Source organism: Variovorax sp. VNK109 (genome assembly GCF_049445855.1).
Lineage (GTDB): Bacteria > Pseudomonadota > Gammaproteobacteria > Burkholderiales > Burkholderiaceae_C > JAGOCV01.
Genome location: NZ_JBMSDV010000001.1, coordinates 625,953 through 642,037 on the forward strand (window position 1 = coordinate 625,953; position 16,085 = coordinate 642,037).

At 60.8% G+C, this 16,085-nt stretch carries 12 protein-coding genes and 1 tRNA gene; 7 read left to right on the forward strand and 6 right to left on the reverse strand.

What is annotated here, in order from left to right; all coding sequences use genetic code 11:
• Positions 1 to 84: 84 nt before the first annotated feature.
• The 4 genes from prfB to ACO2Q9_RS03080 all read left to right on the forward strand — a co-directional run bounded on the left by prfB (position 85) and on the right by ACO2Q9_RS03080 (position 5,053).
• A protein-coding gene (gene prfB, locus ACO2Q9_RS03065; protein WP_423308184.1) for a peptide chain release factor 2 occupies positions 85 to 1,189 on the forward strand; the annotation gives its coding sequence in 2 pieces (ribosomal slippage) (positions 85 to 165 and positions 167 to 1,189; 1,104 coding nt in all).
• Positions 1,190 to 1,200: 11 nt separating this feature from the next.
• Complete coding sequence (pepN, locus tag ACO2Q9_RS03070; protein ID WP_423308186.1) at positions 1,201 to 3,912, forward strand: aminopeptidase N; 2,712 nt, start codon at positions 1,201 to 1,203, stop codon at positions 3,910 to 3,912.
• 15 nt (positions 3,913 to 3,927) lie between these two features.
• Complete coding sequence (locus tag ACO2Q9_RS03075) at positions 3,928 to 4,941, forward strand: class 1 fructose-bisphosphatase (RefSeq protein WP_423308188.1); 1,014 nt, start codon at positions 3,928 to 3,930, stop codon at positions 4,939 to 4,941.
• Positions 4,942 to 4,977: 36 nt separating this feature from the next.
• A tRNA-Thr gene (locus ACO2Q9_RS03080) sits at positions 4,978 to 5,053 on the forward strand.
• A gap of 335 nt (positions 5,054 to 5,388) precedes the next feature.
• Here ACO2Q9_RS03080 and ACO2Q9_RS03085 read toward each other — a convergent pair.
• From ACO2Q9_RS03085 to ACO2Q9_RS03095, 3 genes are read right to left on the reverse strand one after another with little or no spacing between them, the layout of a single operon-like run.
• Positions 5,389 to 6,579, reverse strand: coding sequence for a mandelate racemase/muconate lactonizing enzyme family protein (locus tag ACO2Q9_RS03085; RefSeq protein ID WP_423308190.1), 1,191 nt, complete (start codon positions 6,577 to 6,579; stop codon positions 5,389 to 5,391).
• Positions 6,580 to 6,583: 4 nt separating this feature from the next.
• Positions 6,584 to 7,546, reverse strand: coding sequence for a D-2-hydroxyacid dehydrogenase (locus tag ACO2Q9_RS03090; RefSeq protein WP_423308192.1), 963 nt, complete (start codon positions 7,544 to 7,546; stop codon positions 6,584 to 6,586).
• On the reverse strand, positions 7,543 to 8,523 hold the full coding sequence (locus ACO2Q9_RS03095) for a TauD/TfdA family dioxygenase (RefSeq protein WP_423308194.1): 981 nt from the start codon (positions 8,521 to 8,523) through the stop codon (positions 7,543 to 7,545). Before ACO2Q9_RS03095 ends, ACO2Q9_RS03090 begins: the two co-directional genes overlap by 4 nt.
• Before the next feature lie 184 nt (positions 8,524 to 8,707).
• Between ACO2Q9_RS03095 and ACO2Q9_RS03100 the strand changes: the two genes are divergently transcribed.
• Complete coding sequence (locus ACO2Q9_RS03100) at positions 8,708 to 9,673, forward strand: Bug family tripartite tricarboxylate transporter substrate binding protein (protein ID WP_423308196.1); 966 nt, start codon at positions 8,708 to 8,710, stop codon at positions 9,671 to 9,673.
• The gene (locus ACO2Q9_RS03105) at positions 9,670 to 10,311 is read left to right on the forward strand and encodes a TetR/AcrR family transcriptional regulator (protein WP_423308198.1); all 642 of its coding nucleotides are present in this window, start codon (positions 9,670 to 9,672) and stop codon (positions 10,309 to 10,311) included. The genes ACO2Q9_RS03100 and ACO2Q9_RS03105 overlap by 4 nt, the downstream gene beginning before the upstream one ends.
• Before the next feature lie 88 nt (positions 10,312 to 10,399).
• On the opposite strand, the gene ACO2Q9_RS03110 is transcribed toward ACO2Q9_RS03105, so the two are convergent.
• Together ACO2Q9_RS03110 and ACO2Q9_RS03115 are read right to left on the reverse strand one after the other, a co-directional pair.
• A complete protein-coding gene (locus ACO2Q9_RS03110) occupies positions 10,400 to 11,386 on the reverse strand; it encodes a Bug family tripartite tricarboxylate transporter substrate binding protein (RefSeq protein WP_423308200.1) in 987 nt (328 codons plus the stop codon).
• A gap of 67 nt (positions 11,387 to 11,453) precedes the next feature.
• Entirely contained in the window at positions 11,454 to 12,545 is a 1,092-nt protein-coding gene (locus ACO2Q9_RS03115) for a tartrate dehydrogenase (protein ID WP_423308202.1), read from the reverse strand.
• 87 nt (positions 12,546 to 12,632) lie between these two features.
• On the opposite strand from ACO2Q9_RS03115, the gene ACO2Q9_RS03120 reads away from it, so the two are divergent.
• Positions 12,633 to 13,532, forward strand: a complete 900-nt coding sequence (locus ACO2Q9_RS03120) for a LysR family transcriptional regulator (protein WP_423308204.1) — start codon at positions 12,633 to 12,635, stop codon at positions 13,530 to 13,532.
• A 535-nt stretch (positions 13,533 to 14,067) separates the two neighbouring features.
• Here ACO2Q9_RS03120 and ACO2Q9_RS03125 read toward each other — a convergent pair.
• Positions 14,068 to 16,071, reverse strand: a complete 2,004-nt coding sequence (locus tag ACO2Q9_RS03125; protein ID WP_423308206.1) for a PAS domain-containing sensor histidine kinase — start codon at positions 16,069 to 16,071, stop codon at positions 14,068 to 14,070.
• Between the last annotated feature and the right edge of the window lie 14 nt (positions 16,072 to 16,085).

The window sequence follows — 16,085 nt, forward strand, 5'->3', positions numbered from 1 at the left end:
TTCGAAGTTCCCGGAGTAAGGGCTTGGTCGGCGGCCGCCGCCCGGCGTGAGAAAATCCCCGGTTTCCCGGGAACCAGACACATCATGGACGCAGAACGCATCAACTCGATCGAAAGCAAACTGGCCGACCTGGCCGCGCGGACCGCTGACTTACGGAGGTATCTTTGACTTCGATGGCAAGTCGGAGCGCCTGAGGACGGTCAACGCATCCCTGGAAGACCCCACGGTCTGGAACGATCCCAAGAAGGCCCAGGAACTGGGCAAGGAAAAGAAGGCGCTGGACGGCGTGGTCGTCGTGCTCGAGCGCCTGACGCGTGAACTCGCGGACAACGCAGAACTCTTCGAGATGAGCAAGGAAGAAGGCGATGAAGCCGGCCTGCTCACCATCGAGACCGAAGCCGGCAAGCTCGAAGAGGACGTGAAGGCACTCGAATTCCGCCGCATGTTCAACAACCCGGCCGATCCGTTGAACTGCTTCGTGGACATCCAGGCCGGCGCCGGCGGCACCGAAGCGTGCGACTGGGCCAGCATGCTGCTGCGCCAGTACCTGAAGTACGCCGAACGCAAAGGATTCAAGCCGATCGTCGAGGATGAGACGCCCGGCGACACGGCAGGCATCAAGAGCGCCACGATCAAGATCGAGGGCGACTACGCCTTCGGCCTGCTGCGCACCGAGACTGGCGTGCACCGCCTGGTGCGCAAGTCACCATTCGATTCGTCGGGCGGCCGTCACACGAGCTTCGCGTCGATCTTCGTCTACCCCGAGATCGACGATTCGATCGAGATCGAGATCAACCCGTCGGACGTGCGCACCGACACCTTCCGCGCCTCGGGCGCGGGTGGCCAGCACATCAACAAGACCGATTCGGCGGTGCGCCTCACGCACATCCCGACCGGCATCGTGGTGCAGTGCCAGGACGGCCGCAGCCAGCACAGCAACCGCGACGTGGCGTGGAAGCGCCTGCGCTCGCGCCTGTACGACCACGAGATGCGCAAGCGCATGGAAGAACAGCAGAAGCTGGAAGACAGCAAGACGGACGTGGGCTGGGGTCACCAGATCCGCAGCTACGTGCTGGACAACAGCCGCATCAAGGACCTGCGCACCAACGTCGAAGTCTCCGCCACCCAGAAGGTGCTGGACGGCGACCTGGATGTTTTCATCGAAGCCTCGCTCAAGCAAGGCGTCTAAGGAGAAATCGAATGCTGCGTGACGGACAAGGCCAGCCCACGGCCATCCACCGCGAGGACTATGCCGCCCCGGCCTTCTGGATTGACACGGTCGACCTGACCTTCGACCTGGACCCGGCGAAGACGCGCGTGCTCAACCGCATGACGTTGCGCCGCAACGGCGACGTGGCGGCACAGCCGCTCAAGCTCGATGGCGAGGAACTCAACCTCGCGCGCGTACTGGTCAACGGCCAGGGCACCTCGTTCAAGATGGAGGGTTCGCAGCTCGTGCTGGAGAACCTGCCGGAGGGCATGGAGCCTTTCTCGCTGGAGATCTTCACCACCTGCTGTCCGGCCAAGAACACCAAGCTGATGGGCCTGTACGTGAGCAACGATTCGTTCTTCACGCAGTGCGAGGCCGAGGGCTTCCGCCGCATCACCTACTTCCTGGACCGCCCGGACGTGATGGCCAGCTACAGCGTCACGCTACGCGCCGACAAGGCCAAGTACCCGGTGTTGCTGTCCAACGGCAACCTGGTCGATCAGGGCGAACTGGAAGACGGCCGCCACTTTGCCAAGTGGGTCGACCCGCACCGCAAGCCCTGCTACCTGTTCGCGCTGGTCGCCGGCCAGCTGGTGGCGCGCGAGCAGCGCATCACTTCGCGTTCGGGTACGGACCACCTGCTGCAGGTGTTCGTGCGCCCCGGCGACCTCGACAAGACCGAACACGCGATGAATTCGCTCATGGCCAGCGTGGCGTGGGACGAGGCCCGCTTCGGCCTGCCGCTCGACCTGGAGCGCTTCATGATCGTCGCCACCAGCGACTTCAACATGGGCGCGATGGAGAACAAGGGCCTGAACATCTTCAACACGAAGTACGTCCTGGCCAACCAGGCCACGGCCACCGACACCGACTACGCGAACATCGAAAGCGTCGTGGGCCACGAGTACTTCCACAACTGGACGGGCAACCGCGTCACCTGCCGCGACTGGTTCCAGCTCTCGCTCAAGGAAGGCCTCACCGTCTTCCGCGATCAGGAGTTCAGCCAGGACCTGGCGGGCGAAGCCTCGGCCCGTGCGGTCAAGCGCATCGAGGACGTGGGCGTGCTGCGCACCGCACAGTTTCCCGAAGACGCCGGCCCGATGGCCCACCCGGTGCGGCCCGACAGCTACATCGAGATCAACAACTTCTACACCGTCACGATCTACGAAAAGGGCTCGGAAGTCGTGCGCATGCAGCAGACCCTGGTGGGCACACCGGCTGACCCGCTCGGCCGCAAGGGCTTCGCCAAAGGCATGACGCTCTACTTCGAACGCCACGACGGCCACGCCGTGACCTGCGACGACTTCGCGCAAGCCATTGCCGACGCCAACCCTGACTCAGACCTCGCGCGTCTGCTGCCGCAGTTCAAGCGCTGGTACAGCCAGTCCGGCACGCCGCGTGTGTCTGCTTCGGGCACATATGATGCCGCAGGCCGCACCTACACGCTGACGCTCTCGCAAAGCTGCCCGCCCACACCCGGCCAGGCGACCAAGGAACCGTTCGTCATTCCGGTCACGATGGGCCTCGTGTCGGCACAAGGCCATGACATCCCGCTCCAGCTCGCGCATTGGACGCAGGCCGAAGGCGGCTCGCGCACCTTCGTGCTGACGCAGCCGTCCGAAACCTTCCGGTTCATCAATGTGGATTCAGAGCCGGTCCCCTCCATCCTGCGCGGCTTCAGCGCGCCGGTGGTGCTGGAGTTCGACTACAGCGACGCGCAGCTCCTCACGCTGCTGGAACACGACAGCGACCCGTTCAACCGCTGGGAAGCCGGCCAGCGCCTGGCCCTGCGCCGCGCGCTGAACGCGATCAGCGCCAACAACACCGATGCGCCGCTGGACGATGCGTTCGTCCACGCCATGCGCGGCGTGCTGCTGAATCCGTCGCTCGACGCGGCCTTCAAGCAGCTCGTGTTGACGCTGCCGTCCGAGAGCTACATCTCCGAGCAGCTCGAAGTCGTCGACCCGCAGCGCGTGCACGCCGTCCGCGAAGCCATGCGCACGCAACTGGCGACTGCACTGTTCGACGAATGGGAGCAGGTGTACGAAGCCAACCACGAAACCGGTGCCTATTCGCCCAATACCGTGTCTTCCGGCCGCCGCGCGCTCGCCGGCCTGGCGCTCACCTGCCTGTGCATCGCCTCGCGCATGAAGGGCCTGGACGTGTGGCCCGGGAAGACGCTGCAGCGCTTCAAGGACGCAGGCAACATGACCGACCGGTTCAACGCGCTGAGCGCGCTGGTGGTGAGCGGTCATCCGCTGGCGCAGCAGGCGCTGGTGCGCTTCCACGCGATCTTCAAGAACGAGCCCCTGGTGCTGGACAAGTGGTTCTCGCTGCAGGCCGCCGCGCCGGACCGTGGCGGCGACGTGCTGCCCGTGGTGAAGCAACTGCTCAAGCACGCCGACTTCAACCTGCGAAACCCCAACCGCGCACGCAGCGTGATCTTCAGCTACTGCAGCGGCAACCCGGGTGGCTTCCATCGGCCGGATGCGGCGGGCTACGTGTTCTGGAGCGACCGCGTCATCGAGCTCGATGCCATCAACCCGCAGGTGGCTGCACGCCTGGCGCGCGCGCTCGACCGCTGGAAGAAGCTGGCCGAGCCTTACCGCACGGCGGCGCGCGAAGCCATTACCCGCGTGGCCACGCGCACCGACCTGAGCAACGACGTGCGCGAGGTCGTGACGCGCGCACTGGCTGACTGAACGAGAGGAAGCACCATGCCCAAGAAGATTTCCCTCACCCGCTACCTGGTCGAGCAGCAACGCGTCGATGGGCACATCCCGTCGCAATTGCGCCTGCTGATCGAAGTGGTGGCGCGCGCCTGCAAGAGCATCAGCCAGGCCGTGGACAAGGGCGCGCTCGGTGGCGTGCTCGGCACGGCGGAGACCGAGAACGTGCAAGGCGAGATCCAGAAGAAGCTGGACATCATTGCCAACGAAGTGCTGATCGAAGCGAATGAATGGGGCGGACATCTGGCCGCCATGGCCAGCGAGGAAATGGACAGCATTTACCTCGTGCCCAACCGCTACCCGCAGGGCGAGTACCTGCTGCTGTTCGACCCGCTCGACGGCTCCAGCAACATCGACGTGAACGTGAGCATCGGCACCATCTTCAGCGTGCTGAAGAAGCCCGAAGGCCACCCCGGCGTGACGGAGGCCGACTTCCTGCAGGCCGGTAGCAAGCAAGTGGCGGCCGGCTACTGCATCTACGGCCCGCAGACCACGCTGGTGCTGACGGTAGGCGATGGCGTCGCGATGTTCACGCTCGACCGCGAGCAGGGCTCCTTCGTGCTCGTGCAAGAGAACGTGCAGATTCCTGCCGACACCAGGGAATTCGCCATCAACATGAGCAACATGCGCCACTGGGACGCCCCGGTGAAGCGCTACATCGACGAGTGCCTGGCCGGCAAGGACGGCCCGCGCGGCAAGGACTTCAACATGCGCTGGATTGCCAGCATGGTGGCCGACGTGCACCGCATCCTCACGCGCGGCGGCATTTTCATGTACCCGTGGGACAAGCGCGAGCCGGACAAGCCCGGCAAGCTGCGCCTGATGTATGAGGCGAACCCCATGAGCTGGCTCGTCGAGCAGGCCGGCGGTGCCGCCACCAATGGCCGCGAGCGCATCCTGGACCTGCAACCGGGCAAACTGCACGAGCGTGTGAGCGTCGTGCTCGGCTCGAAGAACGAGGTGGAACGGGTCACGGGCTACCACACGAACCCAAGCCCCTGACCCGCTTCTCCGGACCCGCTATAATCTAGGGTTTTCGCCGGTGTAGCTCAGTCGGTAGAGCAGCTCATTCGTAATGAGAAGGTCGGGTGTTCGATTCATCTCTCCGGCACCAAACAAGAAGCCCCTGATTCGCAAGAGTCAGGGGCTTTCTCCTTTAGAGATGCTCTTTGAGCACATAACTCAGAAGCGCCTCCTCAATTTCGGAAAGCTCGTTCTCGAATACGACATTTGCTGGTAGTCGTGAAAACAATGTTTCTGAGCCTATAGACCAAATCGCCATACGAAAGATTGGCACTTGGCTCGTGTGTGTGGATCTGCAGCAAAGTGCGCCGCTGCTTCCGCGATTTGCTGACCTCCGCTAGCAGCCATCCGCCAGCTTGTCTGCATAGGTATCGAGCTTGCTTACCTTCCGGCTGTCATCACAAGATTGAGTAAGCACGCAAAGGGCTACTGCTTTTTTGCGGCGTGCTCTCGCGCGACACTCTCGTTGATATCCATGCCCCATCCCGGCCTGTTGCTCAGGATGAGCTCCCCATTCTGTATGGTAACGGGATGCGTCACCAGATCCTTGCGCCAAGGAACTTCATCAATATCGAATTCGAGTACACGAAAATTCGGTATTAGCGCGCAAAAGTGCGCCGAGATTGCAGTCCCGAGATGGCTGAATGTGTTGTGGGCCGCCGCATTGATCTCGCAAGTCTCCAGCAGCGACGCCATCCGGAGCGACTCCATCAGGCCGTTGAAGACGACGTCCACGATGCCGACATCCACACACTGAAGTTCAGCGAAGGGTCGAATCGCACGCCGACCCAGCATTGTTTCGAGGGATGCGATCGGCGTGCTCGTCGAGGCGCGGATTGTCGATAGTGCCTCCGGCGAATGCGAGTCCATCTCCAGCCATTGGAGTTCCAAGGGCTCCAGGGCCCTCGCAAGCTTCAGGAATCCTTCCGTCTTGTAGTTGAAATTGAGGTCCAGCATGAGCGCCACGTCAGGGCCAGCGCCATCCCGAAGCGCCTCCATTTGCGCCACCGTGTCCCGCACCATCCACGGCTCAATGTTCAACTCTGTCGCACCCGCACCTCTTGCCACACGGGGCGCTCCGCCACCGAGCCTTGCGGGATCCAACAACAACCTGTTGGTTTTCAACGCCCTGAATCCCGCCTTGCTCACCATTTCCCCGGCGGCCTTCACATCATCGAGCGTGCGGACCGCAGGCTGTCCAATGATCTTCTCAAAAACGTCGGGGTTCTTCGCGCGATACATCGCGCAGTGAGACCAGTACAAGGGCAATTTCGTACGTAGCGCGCCGCCGAAAAGGTCATACACCGGAACACCCAGGCTTTTTGCCCTGACATCCAGGAGCGCATTCTCAAAAGCGCCGATTGCCAGCGCCTGTAGCCCGCCAATGCTTCCGAGCGTCTGCGTCCGCAACACCGCGGTGATCAAACCCACTTCACAAGGGTCCTTGCCGATCAAAGAAGGGGCCATGCTCCTGATTACAGCTGTCAACCCCCGTCTTGCTCGCTCATCGCTGAACTCCGACCAGCCGACGATGCCTTCATCTGTCGTGATTTTCAGAAACGACCAGACATCCCAGCCGCCGTCAACGTGAAAGTCTTCGATACTTTTGATTCTCATGAATTCAGATCCGAACGACGTTGAGGAGCGGCTCGCCTTTGCGGTAGCGGTCCAGGTTCTCCCGGACCACCGAAGCAATCCGTATCCCCACTCGCTTGTTTCCTGTCGCGGCGATGTGGGGCGTGATGATGAGATTGGGTGCGCTCCACAAACTGGCTTGCGCCGGCAAAGGTTCGGGCTCGGTCACATCGATGGCCGCGCCTGCGATATGTCCTTCCCTAAGCGCAGTCTCCAGCGCGCTTGAATTTACGACTTCTCCTCTCGCCACGTTGACCAGCAGGCAACTGCTTTTGCAGCGCGACAGCAGCGCAGAATCGAAGAGATGGTGCGTCTCAGGGGTCAGCGCCAACGCCAGAACGATTACGTCAAGCTCGCCCACATGCTTGCTCAGATCTTCAATGCGAAACATGCCGTCTGCAGCGCTGTCTGGCTCGCCCTTCCTGGAGAAGCCGTGGACTGTCGCACCGAACGCGCGCACACGCTTGGCCACTTCCCGCCCGATATTGCCCATCCCCACAATGCCGACGACAGAACCCTCGATTGAGCGCGTCTGCGTCTTCATGATGTCTGCGCGCCAATCCCCTAGCACCTGGCCCGCATAAGCCACGTCCAGCTTTCGGCACAGCGCCAGGAGCAGCGCCACCGCATGTTCGGCAACCGCAGGGGCCGCAGCGCCCCCCTGGTTGGTGAAGATCACATGCTTAGGCAGTGGGTACCCGGTCAAGCCATCGAGCCCCGCAGAAACAACCTGCACCCAGCGTACCGTGCTGCCCTCAGCGTTGAGCGCCGCGGCCACCTTGCCACCCTGGCTACCCCGCGGATTCGCAATGACCAGGACCTCGGCTCCGGCCACATGCGATATCACGTCCTGCACCTCGTCGACCGCGGTCAGTTCGATGCCCTCCGTTGCCCTCAGCGCCGCAAGCACGGGTGCGCGGGCGATCTGCCCTCCGAAGACAACTTTCATGCTGCAACTCTCGGAACGATGCCGCACTGGCCTCGGTTGAAGAAATTCAGTTCGGGCGCGACCGGGCGAAAGTCAGTTGCCTCGATCCAGAATCGAAGGAGATGGCGCGGTCGCTGTGGGTCGTCGTTGTCCTGGAACGTAGTACGCGCGTGCAGGAGCGTCAGGTTGTTGACGAGGAGAAAATCGCCAGGCCCCATGCGAAACGTGATCGCATTGGATTGCGCCAGCTCACGAAACTGCGTCAGCGCCTCCACTTGCAGCGGATCCAGATGCTTTCCCGTTGCATCTGCCGCCCCTCGAATGCGATTGCTGCCGTAGCGGCAGCTAACCTTGCCATCAACAACAGAGAGTACCGGCACCGGGTACTCGGTGATCTCGGGGTCGTCGACTCGCCCTTCGCCGAAGCGGGCATAGGGAAATCCTGAGTACAAAGCCTCCAGCAGATCCGGGCGGCGGCTCTGCAGCTCAGCATGCACCGTGACCGCACTCGCGAGCAAGCTGTCCCCACCCTCCTTCGCCGCTTCAATGCAGCACAGGCCGATCAAGTCCGATGCAGGATCGGTATGCAGGCGCAATTCCGCATTGCTGTGATAGCCGCGCGGGCTCGAGGCACCTTTGATGACGTCCATCACGTCCGCAATTCTTTGGCCTTTCGCATTCTGGGTCACAGGCCGGCCGAAGCGCGTCGCAATCATCCACGCCATCGCGCGCACGTCATCCTTGTCGCGCGATGCAACAGGCAGTCCGCGGAGCAGCACGAAACCTGCCCCATCGCGCACCTCCTCGTACATGCCTCGCAATCTCGTATCAAGCCTTGGCAACTCGAAGTCGTCTTTCCCCGTCTCGGGCCACGACAAGCCCCGGGCTTTCATGACAGCCAAAGCCGCTTCGAGTTCAGCAACCTCGGCCGCGGCCAGCGGGAAGGTCTGGCGCGCGAGGTCCACATCCTGTGCGCGCCAAGTCGAGTCTTTCGTCATGCCATATCTCCTTGCTTTCGTCGAGCTGCGGACTTTAGAATTTAACAGAACGCGTGTCAATAAGTGCGACACGATCTTGATGAGTTCACTTATTTCAGGGTATATACCGAGAGGACTATCGCTCATTCTTTATTGACACGCGTTCTGTTAACTCCTAGATTTCGGCAAACCCAAGGAGACTGACATGCTGAAATTCATCGGCCTTCCCGTGCTCTCGCTCGTATTTGCAAGCTGCCTCGCGCTCCCCAGCCAAGCCCAGGACTTCCCAACCGGTACGGTCAGGATCGTGGTGCCGTTCGCCCCCGGCGGTGCGACCGATACGGTTGCGCGAATCATTGCGGATCAACTGCAAATGCAGTGGAAGCATCCCGTCATCCTGGAGCACAAGCCTGGGGCAGGCACCACCATCGGTGCGGATTTCGTTGCCAAGTCGCCGCCGAACGGGCACACCATCGGCCTGGTGAATTCCGCCTTTCCTCTCAACCCGTTCCTTCGCAAGAAGATGCCGTACGACACAGCGAAGGATTTCAAGCCGGTCTCTCTGGTCGGCGGCATTCATTCGGCGCTGGCCGCGCGCCCGGACGCGCCGTTCAACAACGTCAAGGAAATGGTCGCCTACGCGCGCGCCAACCCTGGCAAACTGAACTACGGGTTGTCGGCCGTGGGAAGCCTGGGGCACCTGACTGTCGAACTGCTCAAGCACCAGGAGCGGCTGGAAATCGTCAACATCCCCTTCAAAGGAGGAGCGCAGGTGATGAACGAGATGGCTGCAGGCCGCGTCGACATTGCCTCCGACTCGTTCACCGTCATGCTGCCCCACATCAAGTCGGGCAAACTCAAACTGCTTGGTACGCTCGGCGAGAAGCGTGTGCCTGGCTACGACTATCCCACTGTCGCCGAAACGCTACCAGGCCTCTCCGCCGAGTCGGGCACGGGCCTTGTCGTTCCCTCGGGAACGCCCGACGCCGTCGTTCAGAAAATTTCCGCGGACGTTGCAAAGGTGGTCGCCCAGCCTGCCGTCAGGAAGCGTCTGGAAGAGTTGGGGATTGAAGTCGTTGGCTCAACGCCAGCGCAGTTCGAGGACTATCTGCGCTCGGTTTCGGCAAAATGGGGCAAACTCATCGCTGAACAGAACATCGTCCTCGATTGAAAACTGAAGCTCCCCCAAAACCCAGAACCCGAGCCCGCTCCCCTGAAGCCAAGGAAAAGGCACGCGCGTCGATCATCGAAGCGGGTCGGCGCGCATTCTCGATGCAGGATTTCGAGAAAGTGTCGCTACGCGGAATCGCAGCCGCCGCCCAAGTTTCTCCGTCCGTCATTTATGGCTACTTCGAAGACAGGCAGGCCCTCTTCCTCGCAATTCGCGAAGAGGACTTGAACGATGCCGTCGGCATCTTCGAGCAGTCACTGGAAGGGCTGACTGACCCTGCAGAACGTTTGCGCACCCTGTTTCTGGTGGCGACCGAATACTGGCGCAACCATCTCGACCAGTACGAAGTGCTATACGCGAAGCCGCTGCGTCGGCAGACACCCCGCTATGCCGATGGCTCCATGTTTGGAGCGAGCAGCATTGCCCGCCGTTCTCACGGAGTCTGGGAGAAAGCGGTGGAAGATTTCCTCAAGGGCACCTCCACCCCGCAAATCACCGTCAAGCTCGCGACGGAGTGCCTGGAGGTCGCCATGCACGGCGTCGTCTCCATCCCCCCTCGCCAGCTTTCTCGTCGCTGGTCGCGGAGCGAGGACATGGCACGCCTTCTTATCGAAAGTCTCATCCAGGCGTGGCGATAGCTCGATATGCACGTATTTGACGCAAAGTGAGCCGCTGTTTCCGCGATTTTTCTGAGAACCAGCCGGTTAGTCCGGCTGCACGCCACACCTACTCTGCTTTAACGTTTGCGTCTCGCACCAGCTTTCCGAACTTTTCAGTTTCTGCACTGATGCGTTGTGCCATCCTGGCCCCGGTGTCGCCCACGGGATCTGCACCGATTTCCTCCATGCGTTTGCGGAACTCAGCGCTCTGAATGATCTTGATCATTTCCGACTGAAGTCGCGCCACGACCTCCTTGGGTGTCTGGGCCGGGGCCAGAACCCCGAACCATGTACCGATGTCAAACCCCTTCAGTCCTGCTTGCTCAAGCGTTGGCACATCGGGCAATGCGGGTGAGCGGGCCGCAGTGGTGACAGCAAGTGGTTTGAGCTTTCCGGCCTTGATATGCGGAAGCACTGGTGTGATTGTGTCAAACGACATCAGGATCTGCCCACCGAGCAGATCAGTCGCCAAGGGGCCGCTGCCCTTGTAGGCGATGTGGGTGAGCGAGATTCCCGTGTTGCCTTGAAACTGCGCCCCGATCAGATGCTGGGCAGTTCCATTTCCGTTCGACCCGAAGTTGGCTTTATCCGGATGTGACTTGATGTACGAAACCAGCTCTGCCACATCCTTTACAGGCGTACTTGCGTTAACAACCAGCACGTTGGGGACCATTGCGATGGTCGTTAGCGGAACGAAATCTTTCTGGAAGTCATAGCCGAGATTCTTGTAGACGCTGGTCGCGATCGTATGGTGCACCGCCCCCACCAACAAGGTGTACCCATCAGGCTTGGCCTTGGCAACGTAATCCGCGCCAATTGTCGCGCCCGCGCCAGGCTTGCTCTCAATGATGACTGGCTGTCCGAGCACGCGGGACAAACGCTCGCCGAGCGCACGCGCCAGGACGTCAGTCGTCCCGCCGGGCGCAAAGGGAACAACAAGGCTGACTGGCTTGGAGGGCCACTCCTGAGCCATGACGCCGCTGCCCAGGGCAGTAAGTGAAATGGCAATAACCTGAAGAGCCCGGCGGCGGGGATGGAAGGTAGTCGATGTCATTTTCTTGTCTCCGTTCTTTCTATGTGTATTGCGTGCTCAAAAGCGGCTCGCTTGCCGAACTCTCAAGTCATGCGCGCTTTCGTTCAGCAGGTTGCGCGAGCAGTGCGCATAGCGCATCCGTGACTTGCTTGGTCGTTGCGCTGCCGCCCAGATCTCTCGTGTGCAACTTGGTATCGGCCGTGATGATTTCGATTGCCTGCATGAGCCGCGCGGCCGCTTCGATTTCTCCAAGGTGCTCAAGCATCATCACGCAGCTCCAGAACGTGCCGACCGGGTTCGCAAGTCCCTTGCCCATGATGTCGAACGCGGAGCCATGGATCGGCTCGAACATGCTTGGATAGCGTCGCTCAGGATCGATGTTCCCCGTGGGGGCGATGCCAAGACTGCCCGCCAGCGCTGCCGCCAGATCGGTCAGGATGTCGGCATGCAGATTGGTCGCGACCAACGTGTCCAGCGACGCCGGTCGGTTGACCATGCGTGCTGTGCACGCATCGACCAGCTCCTTGTCCCAGATCACGTCCGGGAATTCAGTGCTGATCTCGCGGGCAATCTCATCCCACATCACCATCGCATGCCGTTGGGCATTGGACTTGGTCACGACCGTAAGAAGTTTTCTGGGGCGCGACTGTGCGAGGCGGAACGCATAGCGGATCACCCGCTCGACGCCGGCGCGCGTCAACACGCTGACATCCGTGGCGACTTCAATCGGGTGTCCTTGATGTACGCGCCCGCCCACACCGGAGTACTCGCCTTCCGAGTTCTCGCGAACGATCACCCAATCGAGATCTTTGGGAGCGCAACGCTTCAACGGCGCGTCAATGCCCGGAAGAATCCGCGTCGGCCGTACATTTGCGTACTGATCCAGACCCTGGCAGATTTTCAGTCGAAGACCCCAGAGCGTGATGTGGTCGGGGATGTCCGGATCTCCTGCAGACCCGAACAGGATGGCATCCTTGCCGATCAGATTTTTTAGACCATCGTCCGGCATCATGCGCCCATGAGCACGGAAGTAATCCCCGCCCCAGTCGAAGTCTTCAAACTCGAACCCGAAGGTGGAACCTGCGGCACCCGCGAGCACCTGTAACACTTCGCGCCCGGCGGGTACGACTTCCTTGCCAATTCCATCGCCCGGAATACACGCGATCCTGTATGTCTTCATCGATAAGCTCCTTGCGTGTCACTGTAAGCAATCCTCGCTCGACGGAATGCATCACAATTCAATGCATTCTTGATTTGGAGTTCAACAATGGCACAGCTTGTCACGTCGTCGCAGGACATGCAGTTCTTTGCGCAACTCGTGCGATGCGGCAGTCTCACTGCCACCGCTCATGAACTGCAAATCACAACGGCTGCAGTCAGCAAACGTCTTTCACTGCTGGAGGCGCGTCTCAACGTATCGCTCCTGAATCGCACGACTCGACGTCTGGCGCTCACGGACTACGGTCACAGCTACCTTGAAGAATCGAAGCGCATCATCGATGAAATACAGCAGCTGGAGAACCGTTTGCAGTCCGAACGTGGACAGCCATGCGGGATGCTTCGAGTCAACGCGACGCTTGGTTTCGGGAGAATGCACATCGGCCCCGCCATCAGCAGCTTCTTGCGCAAGTACCCTCGCGTAGAAGTGCAGTTGCAACTGACCGCATCACCTCCCTCGATCACCGAAGAGTCCTATGACGTCGGGATTCGATTCGGGGAGCCGCCTGATTCCCGACTGATCGCCAGGCGGCTGGCCGCAAACCGCCGTCTTCTGTGCGCTGCACCCGCGTATCTGGCGCGCAAAGGCGCGCTCACTTCACCCGGCGATCTCGTTCATCACAACCTCATTGCGATCCGTCAAGTCGATGATGCTCAAGGGCTTCTTCACTTGAAGCAGGGCAGGAAAGTCGAAGCAGTGCGGCTGCGAGGCTCACTGAGCACGAATGATGGAGAAGTCGCGGTGACGTGGGCACTAAACGGATTGGGGATTGTGCTTCGCGCAGAGTGGGACGTAACGCGCTATTTGGACAGCGGACGCTTGCAGCACGTACTACCAAACTGGAATGCACCGCCTGCAGACATATATGCGGTGTATCCCGCTCGACAAGCGAAAGTGCTCCGAGTGCAGAAGTTCGTTGAGCATCTAGTTCAGTGGTTTTCGAACTGACCTCGATCACCCGGAGATAAGTCCACCGAGCCGCCCTACCTCAGCACTCACATACCCGCCAGTTGCGAGACCGGCAGGGTGACATCCTGGACCCAGATCGGCAGCACACGTTGGCGGTAAAAATTCGAGATGCCAGCGCGGATCACAACTCTACCGACAACACCACGCGTCGCGTCGACGCTCCGAAGTCCAGCTCCCCCGGCCGCGCAACGCGATCAACCGAATAACCATCAATCCCGCTAAACAAACATCGAAAAACTCGAGCTCGTTGCCCGAACTGCCAGGCAAAAGGTGCGGGTGGAGCAAGCAGTGCTGTTCGTGCCCTATCCCGTGGTGCAGGTCCACAGCCCGGACAAGACTGAGGTGCGGGTACTCAGCGCGTCACAGCGGACAGCCGAGTGGGCGCAGTGTCCCTGGGGGCCTGCAGGCCTTCAAGCTGCATGGTGCATAGCTGCTTTGAACTGCGCCGTATGCCTGCGATAGGGGCCTCTGGATGACATGAACCAGACAGCCGCTCGCTACAGCAACCCACTTGCTACCATGAACTGTTTGTCCGCTCGCGAGTTTTACTATCGGCACTCGCTTCGGAGGATTCCTCGCTTGGCGGAGTCAGCGCGAACGTCAGCATCAGTCGATGCTTGCGCTCAAACGCTCTGATGCGATCAATCAAGTCATCGTTCAGCCGTTGACCCGCCGACAGCAGTAACACGCCTTCCGGCGATTTGAAGTCCTCGATCAAGGTTTGGCCAGCGCGCAAACTGGCGGTGCGCAGGCGAAGAATTGTTACGGTCGACGCCGACTGTATGGATGTGCCAGATGTGGCAATAGGCGCCTGGATCAGATCGGAAGACGAAGTTGGTGGAGTTCCAACTTCCAGATCGAACCCAAATAGGTTGCCCTCCGGCGGCCGGCTCTCAACACGGATTTCGCTGCCCATCAGTCGCGCCAAGCGCTGGCTGATAACCAGGCCGAGTCCGGTGCCAACGGCGCGCTGCTGAGCGTCGCCCAGTTGCTCGAACGGGCGAAATAGCCTCGCCAATTGCTCCCCGGTCATCGCTATTCCGGTGTCCTCGACTTCCATGCACAGAACCGAGGGCGCGCGAAAGCGCACACGCAGGGTAACCTGCCCACGACGAGTGAATTTGATCGCGTTATCGAGCAGGTTCATCAGCACTTGGCGCAGGCGTGTCTGGTCTGCACAGATCGAAAGCGGCCACCTGGCCGGCAAGTCGCAGACAAATTCGAGGTTCGTCTTTTGCTCTGTGCGCATGCGCGCCATCTCAATGATCGATCCGAAGAAATTTTCCGGGTCGAATTCGCTGGGCAAGATGTCGAAGCGGCCAGCCGAAATCTTGGACAGGTCCATCAGATCGTTGACCAATGCCAGCAGGTGCTTGCCACTGCTGTCGATCAACTCGACGGCCCGTTGCTGGCGTTCGTCCATGCCATCCCGCGCCTTGAGAACCTGGGCAAAGCCGAGAATCACATTGAGAGGGGTGCGGAGTTCGTGGCTGATACAGGCCAGAAAGCTGCTTTTAGCTTCGTTGTCGGCCTCGGCGACTTCCTTTGCTGCACGCAGTTGGCCTGTGCGTTCACGCACCAAGTCTTCCAAGTTGTCGCGATGCGCCGTCAAGGCCGCTTCGGCCCGCTGGCGCTCTGCGATCTCGCCGTGCAGCGCTTCGACAGTGCGTCGCAATTCCTCGGTCTGTTGCCGGATCTGGTGTTCGGCTGCGCGGCGCTCGCTCAGGTCATCCATGCAGACATGGGCGAAAGATGCCTTGTCGCTGGTCACAAGACTGACGGAGACATCGACTGGAATCTCGTGTCCCTCCCTGTGCAGAACGTTGGTCTCGAAGCGCAAGGAGCCAAGCTCGCACAACTCGCTCCAGCGCTGCGGCCATTGGCTGGCATCGAACTGGGCGTCAATGTCGGTCACTCGCATCCGCAGTAGAAGTTGACGCTCCATTCCCAGCAGCCGGCAGGCCGCTGCATTGACATCACGAAACACGCCGTCGGGTCCGATCTGCATCAACGCGTCGTTGGACTGCTCAACGGCGTGGCGAGTGAGGCGAAGCTGATCGTGAGCGCTTTCTCGCTCGGTTACGTCGCGCGCAGACGGGATCAGCCAGACCACCTGACCGTCCGCTCCGTACAGGGGGAACAGCGAGAAATCCATGTCAAGTGTCGCTCCATTGCTCGTCGCGACACGTACGTCGAATCGCGAGGCCTCACCGCGCAGTGCGTCCGCCAACGCCTGTTGCAGACGCTGTTGCGATAGCTCGCAGGCGTTCCACCAGGGCGTAGCATCGAAGCGCTGGCCGACAACCTGTGCCTGTGTACGGTCTATGGCTCGCAGTGCCGCCTGGTTGGCATATCGCACCACGCCGTTGGTATCGAGCAGGCCGGCAAAAATGGATGGTCCTAACCTGTCCATCACCTGCTGCAAGGTCATTTTCGGTTCCGTGGGTGGGACGAGACGCGCCTTCACCGGTGACACGGCGTCGCGATGCGGCATATCGGACATCTGCTGTTTTGGCATGCCACCAGTTTGTC